Source organism: Martinezella lusitana, assembly GCF_900094565.1.
GTDB classification, from domain to species: Bacteria; Pseudomonadota; Alphaproteobacteria; order Rhizobiales; family Rhizobiaceae; genus Rhizobium; species Rhizobium lusitanum.
Map to the genome: position 1 here is coordinate 89,507 of NZ_FMAF01000016.1, position 13,791 is coordinate 103,297.

At 58.9% G+C, this 13,791-nt stretch carries 11 protein-coding genes; 5 read left to right on the top strand and 6 right to left on the bottom strand.

The genetic code is table 11. The features are described from left to right. The first annotated feature begins 30 nt into the window (after positions 1 to 30). The gene (locus GA0061101_RS25405) at positions 31 to 456 is read left to right on the top strand and encodes a Pepco domain-containing protein (RefSeq protein ID WP_208865030.1); all 426 of its coding nucleotides are present in this window, start codon (positions 31 to 33) and stop codon (positions 454 to 456) included. Positions 457 to 765: 309 nt separating this feature from the next. Further along, positions 766 to 2,973: an adenylate/guanylate cyclase domain-containing protein gene (locus GA0061101_RS25410; RefSeq protein WP_047552674.1), complete on the top strand. Its 2,208-nt coding sequence runs from the start codon at positions 766 to 768 to the stop codon at positions 2,971 to 2,973. Positions 2,974 to 2,975: 2 nt separating this feature from the next. On the opposite strand, the gene GA0061101_RS25415 is transcribed toward GA0061101_RS25410, so the two are convergent. After that, on the bottom strand, positions 2,976 to 3,485 hold the full coding sequence (locus GA0061101_RS25415) for a YHS domain-containing (seleno)protein (protein ID WP_047552670.1): 510 nt from the start codon (positions 3,483 to 3,485) through the stop codon (positions 2,976 to 2,978). Positions 3,486 to 3,522: 37 nt separating this feature from the next. After that, positions 3,523 to 4,113 carry an ankyrin repeat domain-containing protein gene (locus tag GA0061101_RS25420; protein WP_037197052.1) on the bottom strand — a complete coding sequence of 197 codons (591 nt, stop codon included), beginning with the start codon at positions 4,111 to 4,113 and terminating at the stop codon, positions 3,523 to 3,525. Positions 4,114 to 4,821: 708 nt separating this feature from the next. On the opposite strand from GA0061101_RS25420, the gene ftsZ reads away from it, so the two are divergent. Beyond that, positions 4,822 to 5,817, top strand: a complete 996-nt coding sequence (gene ftsZ / locus GA0061101_RS25430; RefSeq protein WP_037197124.1) for a cell division protein FtsZ — start codon at positions 4,822 to 4,824, stop codon at positions 5,815 to 5,817. On the opposite strand, the gene GA0061101_RS25435 is transcribed toward ftsZ, so the two are convergent. Together GA0061101_RS25435 and GA0061101_RS25440 are read right to left on the bottom strand one after the other, a co-directional pair. After that, positions 5,811 to 7,394 (bottom strand): DHA2 family efflux MFS transporter permease subunit, encoded by a 1,584-nt coding sequence (locus tag GA0061101_RS25435; RefSeq protein ID WP_037197051.1) that lies wholly within the window; start codon positions 7,392 to 7,394, stop codon positions 5,811 to 5,813. The genes ftsZ and GA0061101_RS25435 overlap by 7 nt on opposite strands. Positions 7,395 to 7,421: 27 nt before the next feature. Continuing rightward, positions 7,422 to 8,582: an HlyD family secretion protein gene (locus GA0061101_RS25440; RefSeq protein WP_210255737.1), complete on the bottom strand. Its 1,161-nt coding sequence runs from the start codon at positions 8,580 to 8,582 to the stop codon at positions 7,422 to 7,424. Positions 8,583 to 8,742: 160 nt separating this feature from the next. Between GA0061101_RS25440 and GA0061101_RS25445 the strand changes: the two genes are divergently transcribed. Then, positions 8,743 to 9,390, top strand: coding sequence for a TetR/AcrR family transcriptional regulator (locus tag GA0061101_RS25445; RefSeq protein ID WP_037197048.1), 648 nt, complete (start codon positions 8,743 to 8,745; stop codon positions 9,388 to 9,390). 175 nt (positions 9,391 to 9,565) lie between these two features. Then, positions 9,566 to 10,849 (top strand): cystathionine gamma-synthase family protein, encoded by a 1,284-nt coding sequence (locus GA0061101_RS25450; RefSeq protein ID WP_092575539.1) that lies wholly within the window; start codon positions 9,566 to 9,568, stop codon positions 10,847 to 10,849. Between the two features lie 186 nt (positions 10,850 to 11,035). On the opposite strand, the gene GA0061101_RS25455 is transcribed toward GA0061101_RS25450, so the two are convergent. Together GA0061101_RS25455 and GA0061101_RS25460 are read right to left on the bottom strand one after the other, a co-directional pair. Next, complete coding sequence (locus tag GA0061101_RS25455; RefSeq protein ID WP_092575542.1) at positions 11,036 to 13,120, bottom strand: carboxy terminal-processing peptidase; 2,085 nt, start codon at positions 13,118 to 13,120, stop codon at positions 11,036 to 11,038. A gap of 289 nt (positions 13,121 to 13,409) precedes the next feature. Further along, the gene (locus GA0061101_RS25460; RefSeq protein WP_037197044.1) at positions 13,410 to 13,787 is read right to left on the bottom strand and encodes a hypothetical protein; all 378 of its coding nucleotides are present in this window, start codon (positions 13,785 to 13,787) and stop codon (positions 13,410 to 13,412) included. Positions 13,788 to 13,791 lie beyond the last annotated feature (4 nt).

A 13,791-nucleotide genomic window follows, 5' to 3' on the forward strand; every position in this document is an offset into this window, starting at 1 on the left:
CCGATGACGGATGAACAAGGAGCGCCTGACATGAACAGAGAAATTACTTTTATTACCAACGCAGCTCCAACACCCGGCTTTGCAACCGGACCCATCGTTAGTGACCGGGGTGCGCGGGGTGGCGATGACGTCGGCGGCGGTTTCGGCTCCGTCCTCGGGTCCCCGTTCAAGGCGGTCAGACTTGGCGCCGACGCGCTGAAAGAGCAGATGACCAATCTGCTTGAAGTGGTTCAACATGTCTTCGATCAGTCACCGAGCCGATTGGGACTGATGCTCGACGAAGTCGAGCTCTCGGTTGAGATCAGCTCGGAGGGAGAGGTTCGTGTGTTTGGCAGCGGCGGAAAGTTGGGTGGCAACGGCGGGATCAAATTAGTCTTCAAGAGAGGAGAGCTCCCCGTCGCTACGCAACATCCGATCGGCGATGCTGGAATTGCGAAGAGCAATCCTCAGTCATAGCGACAATGGGCTTGCCGGGCTTGTCCATCGAAGGGCGCCCGCCTGACAGCCGCGATGTGCAGGCCGCCGGGATCGTCAAGCGCGGTCGGTGCCCTCGCACATGCCGATCGAGATCGCATTCGGGATGCCAGGGTTTGAGGCCCAGCGGCCGTTGTCAACAGCGGTCGACCAGATGCCAGTCGCCGGTTCGAATCCTTTCAAAGCCACCATGGACTATCTCGCATGAGAGATAGTCCTCGACGAATGGCTTCGCCAGTCGACCTGCGATAAGATGTGCGGGAGGGGCCATCACGGTCAGCGGGGAGGGGCATGGAGCGCCGTCTTGCAGCAATTCTGATCGCTGACGTCGCAGGTTACAGCCGCCTGAGCCAGATCGACGAGGAAGCGACGCGCCGCAGCTTTAAGGCCGACCTGGATGATCTCATCGAGCCCAGAATTGCTGAACATCACGGCCGGCTGGTCAAGACGATGGGCGACGGCCTGCTCGTCGAGTTTCATAGCGTCGTCGACGCCCTGCAATGCGCCATCGCGATCCAGCGGGAGAAGGCGAAGCAGAACCCGGCCTCCGGTGACGCCATACCGCTGCGGTTCCGCATCGGGGTCAATCTCGGCGACATTATCGTCGAGGGCGAGGATATTCACGGCGATGGCGTAAACATCGCCGATCGCATGCAGACGCTAGCCGAACCGGGCGGCATCGCCATCTCCGGTACGACATACGATCAGGTGAAGACGAAGATCGATGCGGGTTTCTTTTCGCTCGGGCGGCAGAAAGTCAGAAGCATTGCCGAGCCAATCCGGGTCTACAGAGTTGTTTTCGATCCGGCTGCGGCCCGCCGGTTTCCGCGATGGTCCCAGCGCGTGCGCCGCGGCGCGATCCTGACCGTCGCACTGTCCCTGATTGCCGGCTGCGGTGCTTACCTGTGGCAGAGACTGGATATAGGTGAGACGCCTGCATTCGTCCGTCGCTTCGCTTATCCTCTGCCAGATAAGCCTTCGGTCGCCGTCCTTCCTTTCATCAACGTCAGCGGCGATTCAGAACAAGATCATCTGGCCGAGGGGCTGACGGACGATCTGATTACCGAACTTTCCAAAGTGTCGGGGCTTTTCGTCATCGCTAGGCATTCGGTCTTTGCGTTGAAGGGCAATGCGGGCAAGACGGAGGACGTGGCAGCGGAGCTCGGCGTGCACTATCTGCTCGAAGGCACGCTGCAGCGAGCGGGGCCACAGTTGCGGATCAACGTCAAACTGATCGACGCGCTGACGGGGCTCTCCATGTGGGGGGAACGTTACGACCGACAATATGCTGATCTGTTTGCAATTCAAGACGATGTGACCGGCAAGATCATCTCGGCGTTGAAGGTGGAGCTCAGCGAAGGCGAGCGCACCCAGATCGAGAAGATCCCAAGCGATAACCTCGAGGCCTACGACTATTACATGCGCGCGGAGCACGAAGGGTTGCTCTACAGCGACGTGGAGACCTATCGCCGGACGCTTTCTTATTACCAGAAGGCGATCGATCTCGATCCGGATTTCGCCGACGCGCATGCCGGTATCGCACGCGTCGCAGTCGATGTCTGGCGCAACGATTACAATTTTCTCTGGTCGGCGGCGGTGGCGCGCAAGATCGCCTATGACGCGGCGGGGCAGGCGCTGAAGCTCGACCCGAACAATGCGCGCGCTCATACCGTGCTCGCCTTGTTGCAACTGGTCGACGGGAGGGAGGCAGAAGCCCGAGAGTCGGCAAACCGGGCTGTGGCGGCCCAGCCGAACAGTGCTGAAGCTGCTGGTAACTTAGCGCTGATCCTATCCCAAACAGGAAACCATGACGAGGCCATTGCCGAAATCGACCGGGCGCTCAGGCTCGATCCGTCGCCATCGCCGAGCTTCCAGCTGTTGGCGGGCATCGTTCTCTACACGGCGCGAGACAATGGCCGTGCCGTCCCTCTGATAGAAGCGGCGCGCGACGCATTGCCGAACGTCGAACCAGCGCGCGAATATCTGACGGCGGCCTATGGCTTTGATGGCGACCGGGTACGCAGCGCGGCGGAGAAGACCAAGCTTCTGGAACTCTTTCCGGAAAGCAATCTCGCCTATTACGAATATCTCTACGACTACTGGCGTCCCGCCGACCTGGAACACCATCTGACCGGGCTGAAGGCTGCGGGCATTCCGGCATGGCCTTTCGGATTTGTCGGGAACGATGCCGATCAGCTCGGCGAGAAGGCTCTGCGCGATCTCATCGACGGAAAGACCTGGGCCGGAAAACACAAGAACGGAACGGCCTTCGTCCAGTATTTCGACAAGGCAGGCAACACCGCCTACAGGAGCGCCAATACCAATATTACCGGCACGGTTGACGTGAAGGGAAACAGGCTGTGCGAAAGGTTTAGCGGTTACTTCCTGGATCGTATGGTCTGTGGGCAGGTCTACCGGAACAGGGACGCCGGACAGCTCGACGCCCAATATGTCCACGTGACCCCCCAGGCACTGATGTTCTTTTCGCCGGCGCCATGAGGTCAGTCTGCCGGCATGTGCTGCCAGTCCTTTTGCATTTTGTCCGAAATCAGCGTGTTCTGCACTTCAGACCAGTGTTTCTTGGAGTCGACGACCTTTGTCGGCTTTTTCTCGAAGCCGTCGGCGGCGCCCGGATCGTAGCTCAGGTACAGCTTGCCATCGATGATGCGCCAGGCATTCGGGTCGATATTGGTGGTCACCGTGCCGAATGAAACGCCGTCTGCGCAATAACCGCCGTATTGCGGCGCGTATTTGCCGGGATCGGCGATGAACAGGTCACGGTTCTTGGCGCTGGCGAAATGCCACTCTGCACCCAGCCAGCGGTGCGAATAGGCCGCGGATCCCTCCACAGCCTTGTTTTCAACGAAATATGCCACCGGATCGTATCCCTTGATCGCGACGTCACCAAAATAGCCGGTGTTGACCAGCTCCTCGGCGCAGACCGGCGCGGCAAAGGCGATTGCCAGGCCTGCGAGGATCAGCGCGGCGGGTCCTGTCTGTTTGCGAGACATGTTATCAGTCCTCCCTTTTCGGGCAGTGAATATGGCGCTATTGGCGCTTGGTGCATTCGGCAAAAAGCCAGTCGCCGACGAGATCAGCCTTTTGGCAGACCGCTCCGGCTTTCAGCAGAAGTTCGACGGTATCCCAGTGGGACCGCCATCCGGCCTGGGTCAACGGCGTGTAGCCATTACGTTCCTTCGCTTCTAGGTCGGCCTTGTGTGCCACCAGGAAGGCAACCACATCGGCTTGTCCTTCCTCCGCCGCAGCATGCAGCGGCGACATGTGATAGAAGTTCTTGTCGTCATTGACTTTAGCACCTTTCGACACGAGCAGCTCGACCACGTCGAGATGTCCGCCGTAGGCCGCGGCGTGCAGAGCGGTAAGGCCGCCTTTGTTGCGGCATTCGATATCGGCGCCGTTTTCCAGCAGAAGTGCGACGATATCCTTCTGCCCGGCGAGCGCAGCAATTAGCAGGGGCGGTTCGCCAGACTCGTTCGGTGCGGCGATATCAATGCCGGCCGCGATCAATTGGGCCACGCGTTCCCGATCGCCGGTCCGGGCCGCGTCATGCAGCGGCCCTGCATAGACGAGCGGCGTCCAGAGTAGAAGGCATGCTATAAATCCGCTGACGACCCTCATCGCGTACCTCGTCCAACAGGACGGCCTCACCGGCGCGAAAGAACATAACCTATCACAAATACGTCATCACAATCAAGAAATCGCGCAAGCCCGAGCTTAGGCAATCACAGTGTGAAGGCGTTGCGGCCATCACTACTTAACATGCGGCAAGAAGAGTTGAGATGGAGACATAATCGAGTACGGGCTGCATTCCTGAACTACAATAGCGCTGCTTGATATTACAATGCTGAAACGGCTGCGCTGAAAAATGTCTGATATTTAGACTGATTCTGAGGGAACGCAGCTGCCACCAATCTTTCTTCGGTTCATGGGTTCCATAAATCATTGTTATCCCAGGAAATCGAGATGACGGGCAGTCGGTTCGGTCCCCATCAAGGCGAGCGAGGCGCTTGCCTCATAGCCGTGTTTCACGTTCACGAGTCAGCAGGCACGTGGCCTGGCTTCGCAATTACGATCCACAGGCCTCTGATGCAGAGATCGGAGCACGGATTGGGGGCCAAAAGCGACGTCAGCACGCTGGAAATGACTAGGCGTTGAAGTTCGGCCGTTTGCCGGACTCAATATCCTGTGGAGGGCGGCCGGCTCGTGCCGCAATGCGCACACGTTCCTCACTAGGATCTCTATGCTCTCGCGAATCGCTTCAATGTTCCTTCCCGCAAGCGGCAGGCGATTGCGATTGAGAATGCAATTGATCCAATGGAGTCCTTCATGGCCGACATCCGCACACCAGTTTCCGAGGTGATACCGAAGATTTCCGTCGTCGGTGTCGGCGGCGGCGGCGGCAACGCCATCAACAATATGATCGCGGAAGAGCTTCAGGGCGTCGAATTTATCGCGGCAAATACGGATGCACAGGCGCTCGCGACGTCGAAGGCGAGCAGGCGCATTCAGCTTGGTGCACAGGTGACGGAAGGTCTCGGCGCGGGCTCCTTGCCGGAAATCGGACGCGCCGCCGCTGAGGAATCCATTGATGAGATCATGGATCATCTTCAGGGTACGCACATGTGCTTCATCACGGCGGGAATGGGTGGCGGCACCGGCACGGGCGCTGCCCCGATCATCGCTCAGGTCGCACGGCAGGCGGGGATTCTCACGGTGGGCGTCGTCACCAAGCCCTTTACGTTCGAAGGCAACCGACGCATGCGCACCGCCGACGAGGGTATCGAGCGGCTCCGCGAAAGTGCGGATACCGTCATCGTCATTCCCAATCAGAACCTGTTTCGTATTGCGGATGCCACGACCACCTTCGCCAATGCTTTTGTGACCGCGGACCGGGTCCTGTATGCCGGCGTCAGCTGCATCACGGATCTGATCATCAAGGAAGGTCTCATCAATCTCGACTTCGCCGACGTCAAATCCGTTATGCGTGGAATGGGTCGAGCGATGATGGGAACAGGCGAGGCGACAGGACCAGGCCGTGCACTAAGAGCCGCTGATGCCGCCGTTGCCAACCCGCTTCTGGATGACATGAGCATGAAGGGCGCGCGGGGCGTGCTGATCTCCATTTCCGGCGGGACCGATATGACGTTGTTCGAGGTCGATGAGGCCGCCAGTCGCATACGCGACGAAGTCTTCGATGATGCCGATATTGTTGTTGGAGCGATCTTTGACAGAAACCTCGATGGCGTGTTCAGGGTATCGGTCGTTGCCACCGGGCTGGAAGGTCTCGTGGCGCCCGGTGGTCAGTCCGCAGGGCGTCAGTGAGCCCCTGCTCCCCCACCGGGAGAGGGCTTGCGGGCAAAGAGGACGGCGACTGCGGCTGTTGCCAATAGAATGCCGATCACGGCAAACGTATCGCTGAAGCCCATGATCAGTGCCTGCCGTTTGACGATGCTGCCAAGCGCGACCGTCGCCTTCTGTGCGGCAAGGGCATGATCCGAGACGCCATGCGACAGGAAATAATTGGTCACCTGCGTCAGCCGTTCCCGTACCTCGTCGCGTGACAATGTCACCGACTGGCCGATGATGTTGGAGTGGAACTGCTCGCGCTTGGTGAGTACCGTGCCGAGCGTCGCCGTTCCAACGGCGCCGCCAAGATTTCGCAGCATGTTCGTAAGACCCGATGCTGCGGCGGCGTCAGCCGCGGCGATGCCGGCGGTTGTGATCGCGGTGATCGGTGTGATGACCATGGCCTGGCCGATGGCGCGCACGATATTCGGGATCCAGAACTGATCGCCGGCTGTATCGGCCGAAAGCGTCACGTTCATGAAGCAGCTTATCGCGAAGATTGCGATGCCGAGGAAGCCTATATAGCGGACGTCGAAACGCTTCATCATCATCGGCACCAGCGGAATGAGGATGAGCTGCGGCAGACCGGTCCAGGCAAGCACATTACCGATCTGCTCAGCATTGTAACGCTGCACCTGGCCGAGATATTGCGGCAGGATATAGACCGAGCCGAAGAGGGCGAAACCGACCAGGACGTTGACGAGAACGCCGATGCCGAAATTGCGCTGCTTCAAAAGCCGCAGCTTCACCAGCGGGTTCTGGACGGTCAGCTCGATCCAGATGAAGGCGCTGAGCGAGACGACAGCGATGGCGCTGAGTTTCAGGATGAAGGGCGAGGAGAACCAGTCGTCCTTGTTGCCTTCCTCAAGCACGGTCTGCAGCGCTGAAAGTCCGATCGCCATCGTCACGATCCCAGCCCAGTCGCCCTGCTTCAGAAGACCGAGCCGCATCGGCCCTTTATCGAGCGTCAGCGCAAGGGCGATCGCCATGATGGCGCTTGGCAGGGCATTGATGAAGAAGATCGTCTGCCAGCCGTAATTTTCCGTCAGATAACCGCCGATGGTCGGGCCGATGGCCGGGGCGACAGTGACCGAGAGCGCAAAGAGGGCAAGCCCGGTCGGCTGCTGCGCCTTGGGCAGCTTGGTAAGGATCATGGTGAATGCCATCGGGATCAGCACGCCGCCGGCAAAGCCCTGCAAGCCGCGCAGCACGATCATCGTGCCGAGATCATGCGCAAAGGCACAGGCAATCGAGAACAGCGGAAACAGGATCGAGTTCACCAGGATATAGCGGCGAAACGAGAAGACGTTGCTGAAGAAAGCCGTCAATGGAATGACGACGATCTCGCCGATCAGATAGGAGGTCGAAATCCAGGCGCCGTTGTCGACGCCCGTGCCGATGCCGCCTTCAATATCGAGAAGCGAGGCATTGGTGATCTGGATGTTGAGAATGGCCATGAAGGCGCCGATCATGCCGGCGAGTACGGCAATCCATTCTCTGGTGCTGGCCCTCGCACTCGGCTGTGGGACGGCGGTGGCTGCGATGGTGGACATGGTTCAATACTCCTCATCCCTCACCGTTCACGCGCCGTGGCTCTGACCGGCCGTCTTGATGTCGATGCTCGGTTGAACCGACATGCCGGGGCGCAGATCGCCCGATGTGGCGCTGTCGGCATCGAGGACGATCTTGACCGGGATACGCTGCACGACCTTGGTGAAATTGCCCGTGGCGTTGTCTGGCGGCAGCAGCGCGAATTCCTGGCCGCTGGCGGGCGCCAGGCTGTCAACATGGCCGTGATAGGTCCGGCCGGGGAACATATCGACTTCGATGTCGACCGGCTGACCGGCGTGCACGTCAGTCAACTGGGTCTCTTTGTAATTGGCGATTATATAGGCGGCTGATGTCGGCACCACCGACATCAACTGTGTGCCTGCCTGCACATACTGGCCGACGCGAAGTGTGCGGTTGCCGATTACGCCGTCGAGCGGTGCGGTGATCGCCGTATAGGATAGATTGAGTTCGGCCTGGCTTTGGACGGCCTGGTCATGGGCGAGCGTTGCCTTGGCCTGCGCCAGTTGCGCCTTCAACAGATCGACCTGCTTGGTGGTGGCAGCAAGCGATGCCGTGTCGCGGTCGATCGCAGCGCGGGCGGCGGCGATCTGTGATGCGGCTTGCTGTGCGGTTTGCACCGCAGCGTACCCGCTGACCGAGAGGCTCGCATAACGCTTGTCGTTCTGTTCGGCAAAGGTCTCGTTGGCCTTGTCGACATCGACGGTCGCCTGGGCGGCGGCGATCAACGACTGCTGCATCTCGAGGGACGCCTGCTTGGCCTCGACATCCGCTTGAGCGGCTGAGACGTCGGCCCTGGCCTGATCCAGCGCCGTCTTGAAGTCGCGGTCGTCAATGCGGGCAAGCACCTGCCCTGTCTTGACCGTCTGATTGTCGTTGACGACGACATCGGTGATGTAGCCGGAAATCTTCGGCGCAATCGCGCTGTTGTCGGCCTGCACGTAGGCATCGTCGGTCGATACCTGGAAGCGGCCGACCGTCCAGTAGTTATGACCGTAATAGGCGGCGGCAGCAATGACAGCGAGCGCAGTGGCTCCGAGCAGGAATGACTTGCCGCGTTTCGGCGCCGGTTTTTCCTCAGCGGCGATACGCGCCAGTTCGGCCGAGACATCCGGCTTGCCGGCGTCCATGGTCGGGGCCTCGGCGACGGGTGCCTGCTTGCTTGCACTCAATACGTGAACCTTGTTTTCCACTGCTGTTTCTCCGGATAGGCCGATCGTCTTGGGAGGGCGGATAGCCCCGCGAAAATTCTCGGACGGATATTTAGGAAACTTGATATTTTCCAAAATATGCGCTATAAAATGGAAGTCAATAGGAATTTGGAAAATCAACATGGTCGAAATTCAATTAATTGAGAAGCGGTCGAGAGGCCGCCCCCAAATCCGGTGCGACGACGATACGAAAAGCGTGATCATCGAGGCGGCCGACGCTCAATTCCGGGAAAACGGCTATGCGGCCGCAAGCATCAGTGCGATCGCGCAAACGGCCGGCGTCTCGACGAAGACGCTCTACAGGCTCTTCCCGACCAAGGCGGATTTGTTTTCCAGCATCATTTCCGATCGCATCGATCGGTTTTTCCTGGCACTCGACCAGTCGACGCTCGCGACGATGGATCTGCGGCAGGGGCTGGAGCGGCTGCTGACGACCTACGGCATGTTGACGATGTCGGACGATACAGTCGACATGACCCGTCTCGTTATCGCAGAATCCGACCGCTTCCCCGAGATCGCCACAAGCTTCTATGAGACCGCTATCGTCGGTTCCAATGCCGTCATGGAGAAATGGCTGACAAGGCAGGCCGAGCGCGGGTTGATCAAGCTCGAGGATCCGCACATGGCCTCGGGCATGCTGCGCGGAATGATGATCATGGAGCCGCAGCGCGCCGCCATCCTGCGTCAACGGAAGCCGGCTGGTATCGAGGAGATCGCCCAGCGCGCGCGAATTTGCGCCGACATCTTCCTGAAAGGATGCGAGGTCTGACCTGTTGGGCTTCGTCTGATCCCGGAAAACGCTTCTCGCTTGTTCGAAGCGATGCGTTGTCATTGCAAGAAGTTGCCTCAAACAACAAAAGAACGCGCCAAATAGCAAGAATACACCGCCACGTTTGATATAATCTGCAGCGCAAGGCTCGTGAAACCGATGGAGGAGACGTCTCATGACTGCGCCGCACCCGCCGAGAACCCATATCGGCAATCATGCCCTGCATCCCGAAACACAGATGCTGAACTACGGTTATGATCCTGAGCTCTCCGAAGGTGCCGTCAAGCCGCCGGTCTTTCTGACTTCGACCTTCGTCTTCAAGTCCGCGGAAGACGGCCGCGATTTCTTCGACTACGTCTCAGGCCGTAAGGAACCGCCAGCGGGAAGGGGGGCCGGACTCGTCTATTCGCGCTTCAACCATCCGAACAGCGAGATCGTCGAGGACCGTCTGGCAGTCTACGAGCGGACGGAAAGCTGTGTGCTGTTCTCGTCGGGCATGTCGGCTATCGCCACCACGCTTCTTGCATTCGCTCGACCGGGTGATGCGGTGCTGCATTCGCAGCCGCTTTACGGCGGCACGGAGACGCTGCTTGCCAAGACATTCGCCAATCTCGGCGTTTCCGCCGTTGGCTTCGCGGATGGTGTCAACGAAGCATCGGTGCAGGCTGCGGCAGAGGAGGCCATGGCCAAGGGCCGCGTCTCTGTCATCCTGATAGAAACGCCTGCCAATCCGACCAACAGCCTCGTGAATGTCGCGATGATCCGCAGGGTTGCCGACGCAATCGGCGAGAAGCAAGGCCATACGCCGATCATCGCCTGTGACAACACGCTGCTCGGGCCGGTATTCCAGCGGCCGATCGAGCACGGCGCAGACATCTCGCTCTACTCACTGACGAAATATGTCGGTGGGCACTCGGACCTGATCGCCGGTGCCGCGCTCGGCCGCAAGGCGGTCATGAAGCAGGTGAAGGCGCTGAGAGGCGCGATCGGCACACAGCTCGATCCGCATTCCTGTTGGATGCTCGGGCGCTCGCTCGAAACGCTGCAGATCCGCATGGAGCGCGCGAACAGCAATGCAAAGGCAGTGGCCGATTTCCTGCGGGAGCATCCCAAGGTCGAGAGTATTCACTACCTGTCTTACAGCGACCCGAAATCGCCTGTCGGCCAGACATTCGCCGCCCAGTGCACCGGCGCAGGCTCCACCTTCTCCTTCGACATCAAGGGTGGCGAGCCGTCCTCGTTCAAGTTCCTGAACGCCTTGACGATCTTCAAACTCGCCGTCAGCCTCGGCGGAACGGAGTCCCTGGCCTCCCACCCGGCGACGACGACGCATTCGGGTGTGCCGGTGGACGTGCGCCAACGCATCGGCGTGCTTGAATCGACGATCCGGCTTTCGATCGGCATCGAACATCCCGACGACCTGATTGCCGATCTGGCGCTGGCGCTTGACGAAGCTTGAAGGACAAGGCGGCCAAAGGCGCCGCCTCTGCCACTTGGCGCGTTCTAGTATTGCTGGAGCGAAAAAAAGAGGGCGTCACGACGCCACTGTCGTGCTTCCGGCCGGGCGGGCCTATGAGCTGGAATAGCTCATCCGACCTCCGCGGCTGTGTTCATCGAGAAAATACTAATTTCCGTCAACGCTTCCCTATCGTTGCCCACCTGCCTGCAGATCCGCCTCATCGGCAAGAATGGCGGCGGCCTCGTTCAGCAGGACGTCCTTTGCGTTCTTGCGGGCTTTTTCAATGGCAATATCGGCACTCAGGCTGCGCTCGTTCGCCTGCAGGCCATCGTCTTCGCCTGTATCCACACCATCGTTTATCTGCTCGCGCGACTTCAAACGCTTTGCCTGAGCGGTCATTTCACTGCGGCGTTCGGTTTCATTGAGTGAAATAACCTTTTTCTCGCGCTGCGCCTTCAGTTCGCCGATATCTTCCACAAAGCGCTGGAAATCCGGATCGTTCTTTATCCGAGCATCGTGGCGGCTTTGCAGCTGCGGCAGCAATGCCTTTATATCACCGTCAGGCGCATAGTTCGCCGGCTTGACCTGCGTCCACGGCAGAGCATTGTCATAGCTTGCCTCACCAAAACTCTTAGGGTCGGAAAGACCCGGCAAGCTGATGTCAGGCGTCACGCCGCGCAGCTGTGTCGTGCCGCCATTGACACGGAAGAACTGGGCAACCGTCAATTTCAGCTCGCCGAATTTCGGCTTGATGTTGTGAGCCACCTGGTCAAGATTGACTACGGTCTGCACGGTGCCTTTCCCAAAACTGGGTTCTCCGATAATCACGCCTCGACCGTAGTCCTGTATCGCAGCGGCAAAAATCTCGGACGCCGACGCCGAGCCGCGATTGATCAAAACTCCGACCGGACCAGTCCAGGCAGGTACGGGAAGATCATCGCTCTCCACGTTGACCTTGCCGCCTGCATCGCGCTGCTGAACCACCGGGCCTTTGCCGACAAACAGACCTGTCAAATCGATCGCCTCGGATAAGGAACCGCCGCCGTTGTTGCGCAAGTCGACCAGAACGCCGTCGACGTTGTCTTGCTTCAGTTCAACGAGAAGCTTGGCGACATCGCGGCTTGCGCTTCTATAGTCCTTGTCGCCTTTTCGTCGCGCTTCGAAGTCTTCATAAAACGCCGGCAGGGTAATCACTCCGATTTTACGAGTGGCGTCGCCATCCTTTACCGAGAGGATGGTCTTCTGGGCAGCTTGCTTTTCCAGGCTGATCTTATCGCGCACGAGGCTGATGAGGCGATGTTTGCCGTCCGGTCCGGCATCCGCCGGCAAGATGTCCAGGCGCACGATGGAATCTTTTGCGCCCCGGATCATTTGGACGATCTCATCAAGGCGCGTCCCCACAACTTCCTTTATCGCGCCGTTCTCGCCCTGGCCAACACCGGTAATGCGGTCACCGACCGCAAGCTTGCCGGACAATTGCGCCGGGCCACCAGGCACAAGCTCACGGATCGTCGTGTAGTCATCTCTTTCCTGCAATACGGCGCCGATACCAACCAGCGACAGCTTCATGGAAATATCAAACTCAGCCGAAGCGGTCGCGCCAAAATAGTCGGTATGCGGGTCAACCGACGTTGTATAGGCGTCCATGAATGACTGGAACACATCGTCGCTCTTGTACTTGTAAGCGCGCTCAAGGGAGTTTTCGTAGCGTTTGTCGAGCGTATCGCGAATGGCAGCGTCGGCTTTGCCCGCCAGTTTCAAGCGCAGCCAGTCGCTCTTGACGCGCTTGCGCCACAGTTCATTGCTTTCCGCCTCAGATTGCGGCCAAGGCTCCTTGTCGCGCAGCAAGGAATAGTCTTCCTGTACGCTGAAATCGAAACCCTGCTTGAGCAGGCTGCGCGCGTAGTTCATGCGGTCGACAACGCGCTGCTCATAGACATTGAAAATGGTAAACGGGATCTGCAAGTCTTCGCGGTTGATGGCATCGTCAATCTTGGCGCTGTCGGCCATGAACTTGTCGATATCCGCCTTCAGGAAGAGGACACGGTCCGGATCCAGAGACTTGATGAACCGGTTCATGATCCTGGCCGACAAGGCATCATCAAGCGGCACCGGCTTATAGTGGAAACGCGTCAGAAATTGTGCGCTCAAATGAGCTGCTTGCGCCTGCTGCTCTAGCGGCGCCAGAACTGGCGGTGAACCGGTTTCCAGCGCATATGCCGACGGGGCAATTGCCAGGAACATGCAGAGGAAACCATATTGTATACGCATTAAGCTTTGACCCGATTCTCAACGTTGAGTGTTCAATGTATGATGTTCGTGGAGCAATTATGGTTTTTTGGCAACTAGACGGATGCACTCCGTCCGCAAAGATTCCTGAATGCCCCCACAGGCGACGTAGGTTTGAGGATCGATTTGGTTGCAGAGGTCATCGATTAAGACTTTTCGGCGTCTGCTTTGAAATGCTTATCATGCGTCGGTCCGGTTTGAAATTATAGAGGAATGAAAACCGCAGACGCTATGGCCGGAGCGACGGGGACGCCACCTCAAGAGCGCATTGTCAGACCTCCATCACATCTTCGAAGGCTTCCGGAAAATTTTCCCGCGCCAGCTTTTCGTTGATCACGAGCATCGCATCGTAAGAGATCGGATCGAAATCCTTGTCGGCCGCCACTACCTCACGTCCAAAGAGCAAGTTCAATCGGGCAGCGTCCAAATTGCCACGCGCGAAAGGCTCGGCACCGAAATAGTGCCAGAGCGCATGCAGGAACGCTGCATCGACGCGGTGTTCCGAAGAGCCTGGCCGGGCACGGCGGGGTAGGCTCTTGATCGGGGTAACGCCCTTGGAGTTCGCGCGGCGAATGGTGAATTGAATGCCCGTTCCCGGCATGCCGGATGGAAAGCCGCGGTACTTCGTCATCTCTGGAGGCTTGGCCATCGCT

Excerpts from the sequence above, each read along its gene's own strand:
- GA0061101_RS25450 (WP_092575539.1), top strand. The coding sequence starts at position 9,566 with ATGACTGCGCCGCACCCGCCGAGAACCCATATCGGCAATCATGCCCTG.
- GA0061101_RS25420 (WP_037197052.1), bottom strand. The coding sequence starts at position 4,113 with ATGAGGGTCGTCAGCGGATTTATAGCATGCCTTCTACTCTGGACGCCG.
- GA0061101_RS25455 (WP_092575542.1), bottom strand. The coding sequence starts at position 13,120 with ATGCGTATACAATATGGTTTCCTCTGCATGTTCCTGGCAATTGCCCCG.
- GA0061101_RS25460 (WP_037197044.1), bottom strand. The coding sequence starts at position 13,787 with ATGGCCAAGCCTCCAGAGATGACGAAGTACCGCGGCTTTCCATCCGGC.
- GA0061101_RS25445 (WP_037197048.1), top strand. The coding sequence starts at position 8,743 with ATGGTCGAAATTCAATTAATTGAGAAGCGGTCGAGAGGCCGCCCCCAA.
- GA0061101_RS25415 (WP_047552670.1), bottom strand. The coding sequence starts at position 3,485 with ATGTCTCGCAAACAGACAGGACCCGCCGCGCTGATCCTCGCAGGCCTG.
- GA0061101_RS25405 (WP_208865030.1), top strand. The coding sequence starts at position 31 with ATGAACAGAGAAATTACTTTTATTACCAACGCAGCTCCAACACCCGGC.
- ftsZ (WP_037197124.1), top strand. The coding sequence starts at position 4,822 with ATGGCCGACATCCGCACACCAGTTTCCGAGGTGATACCGAAGATTTCC.
- GA0061101_RS25410 (WP_047552674.1), top strand. The coding sequence starts at position 766 with ATGGAGCGCCGTCTTGCAGCAATTCTGATCGCTGACGTCGCAGGTTAC.
- GA0061101_RS25435 (WP_037197051.1), bottom strand. The coding sequence starts at position 7,394 with ATGTCCACCATCGCAGCCACCGCCGTCCCACAGCCGAGTGCGAGGGCC.